This is a genomic window from Streptomyces hirsutus (assembly GCF_001418415.1).
Classification (GTDB): Bacteria; Actinomycetota; Actinomycetes; order Streptomycetales; family Streptomycetaceae; genus Streptomyces; species Streptomyces hirsutus.
The window spans coordinates 1-2,444 of sequence record NZ_LIQT01000752.1; the positions used below are offsets into that span (position 1 = coordinate 1).

The window sequence follows — 2,444 nt, forward strand, 5'->3', positions numbered from 1 at the left end:
GTTTCCGGTCGTCGGGGGAGGCGGGGGCCGAAGGGGCCGAGGGGGCGCCGGAGGTGCCGGCCGCGTGCGCGGTGGCGCCGGCGGCGAGGACGGTGGTGACCGCCGTCGTCGCGGCGAGGACCGCGCGTCTGGACGGACGCGCGGCGCTCCCCGTGCTTCCCGCGTTCACTGGGTCCACCGTGTTCTCCGCCGTCTCCGCGCTCTCTGTGTTTCCTGTGCTTCCCGTGCTGCTGTCGGGCACGTGCACTCCTTTGGGAGGTGATCCGTGGGGATCCACTGAAGGAAACTTCCAAGGGGTCACCAATATCCGGGAAGTTTCTGCCAGTCAAGGGAGTGCGCGAGAGGCGGGGTCGGCCGGGGGCACGGGCGGCGCCGCCATCGGCGCTTCGGGAGGGGGCGCGCCGATGGCGGCGGTGCTGCCGGCCGCGGCGCGGCGGAGAGGGTGGGTCGGCGATCGCAGCCAGTGGCGAGTGGCCGACACCGCACCGCGGAGACTCCTCCGGCAGTCCGCGCATTGGACGGGAGGGGGCGGGCCGGGGTTCCCGGGTACGGGCGGAAATCTCGGATTGGTGCGGACGTCCGGACCTGGGACGACGGGGACGACAGGGACGACGGCGAGGGCGGGGACGACTAAGACGCCTGGGGTACGGGGGGACGGTGCGCCGAGACGGCGGGCCAGTGGGCGCGCAGGGTGCGGACGGTCTCCGCGATCGCCGGACGGCGGGCCGCGCCGTCCCGCCACAGCGCGTACAGATGCCGGACGGGCATCGGGTCGAGCGGGACCTCCACCACCCCGTCNNCGAGTCCGGCCGCGACCAGGGCGACCAGGGTCGGGTTCTCGTCCGCCTGGTGCACGATGTCCGGCTCGTGCCCGGCGGTGCGCAGGGTGCGCACCAGCCACTCGTGGCAGACCCGCCCCGGCGGCTGGCAGATCCACCGCTCGCCGCCCAGTTCCTCGCGCCGTACCGCCGTGCCGCGCTCCGCGAACGGATGCCCGAGCGGCACCAGCAGATCGCACAGGTCGTCCCCGATGACCGCCTGCTCCACGCCCGCCGGGGCGGGCAGCGGCGCGATGTCCCAGTCGTGCGCGACGACGAGATCGACCGCGCCCTTGGCGACCAGGTCCACGGACAGGTGCGGGTCGATCTCGGTCAGCCGGGTGTCGAGCGCGGGATGGCGCAGGGCCAGGTCGGCCAGTACGGGCGGCATCAGTCCGCGGGCCGCCGACGCGAAGGCGGCGATGGTCAGCCGCCCGGAGGGCACCCCGCGCCGCTCCTCCAGCTCGGTCTCGGCCCGCTCCACGATCGCCAGCAGCTCCTGCGCGGTGGCGACGAGGTGGTACGCCGCGTCGGTCAGGCGCACGCCCCGGCCCTCCCGCTCCAGCAGCACGGTCTTGGTCTCCCGCTCCAGCTTGGCGATCTGCTGGGAGACGGCGGAGGAGGTGTAGCCGAGTGCCGCGGCGGCGGCCCCGACGGTGCCGTGCACGGACACGGCGTGCAGGGCGCGCAGGCGCTGGAGGTCGAGCATGACGGCTCCCCGATCGGTAAGCGGTGCTTCATCCCACCATGCAGGAATCGTCGCTGGTGCTGAAGGGTCGGGGCGGTGATCCTCGACGTATGCGCCCTTCCCACGTCCTGCTCGCCGTTCTCGTCGCCGCCGTCTGGGGCGTGAACTTCGTCGTCATCGAGATCGGCCTCGGCCACTTCCCGCCGCTGCTGTTCTCCGCGCTGCGCTTCCTCGTGGCGGCGATCCCCGCGGTGTTCCTGGTGGGGCGCCCGAAGGTGGCGTGGAAGTGGATCGTGGGGGTGGGCCTCGCGCTCGGGGTGGCCAAGTTCGGGCTGCTGTTCGTCGGCATGGACGCGGGCATGCCGGCCGGGCTGTCCTCCCTGGTGCTCCAGATCCAGGCCGTGTTCACGGCCCTGTTCGCGTTCCTGCTGCTCGGCGAACGGCCCGCGCGCGTCCGGCTGGTGGGCATGGCGGTGGCCCTGGCCGGGATCGGCGTCGCCGCCGTCGACGAGGGCTCCTCGGGCCCCCTGGGAGCGTTCGCCCTGGTCGTCGCCGCGGCCGCCTGCTGGGGCGTGTCGAACGTGCTGACCCGCAGGGCCGCGCCCGCCGACGCCCTGAACTTCATGGTGTGGGTGAGCACGGTGCCGGTCCTGCCGCTGCTGGCGCTCTCGCTGCTCCTGGAGGGACCGTCACGGGACCTGGAGGCGCTGGGCGCGCTGGACCTGTCCGGGGCGGGCGCGCTGCTGTACGTCGCCTGGGGCGCCACCGTGTTCGGCTTCGGGGCCTGGGGGTGGCTGCTGCGCCGTCACCCCGCGTCGACGGTGGCGCCGTTCTCCCTGCTGGTGCCGGTCTTCGGGATGTCCTCGGCCGCCCTCTTCCTGGGCGAGCCGGTGTCCCCGCTGCGGTGGTGCGCGGCGGGGACACCGGCTCGCCCAGGA

The 2,444-nt window shown here is 74.1% G+C and carries 1 protein-coding gene and 3 pseudogenes; 1 reads left to right on the plus strand and 3 read right to left on the minus strand.

Annotation, left to right across the window (positions count from 1 at the left end; all coding sequences use genetic code 11):
• The 3 pseudogenes from AOK11_RS38265 to AOK11_RS38270 form a co-directional block, all read right to left on the minus strand.
• Window positions 1-241 (minus strand): annotated as a pseudogene (locus AOK11_RS38265) (hypothetical protein); the annotation flags it as partial.
• Between the two features lie 389 nt (window positions 242-630).
• Window positions 631-798: pseudogene (locus AOK11_RS46020) on the minus strand (LysR family transcriptional regulator); the annotation flags it as partial.
• Window positions 799-800: 2 nt separating this feature from the next.
• Window positions 801-1,527: pseudogene (locus AOK11_RS38270) on the minus strand (LysR family transcriptional regulator); the annotation flags it as partial.
• An 89-nt stretch (window positions 1,528-1,616) separates the two neighbouring features.
• Between AOK11_RS38270 and AOK11_RS38275 the strand changes: the two are divergent.
• A partial coding sequence (locus AOK11_RS38275; RefSeq protein WP_055598201.1) for an EamA family transporter occupies window positions 1,617-2,444 on the plus strand: 828 nt, incomplete at its 3' end.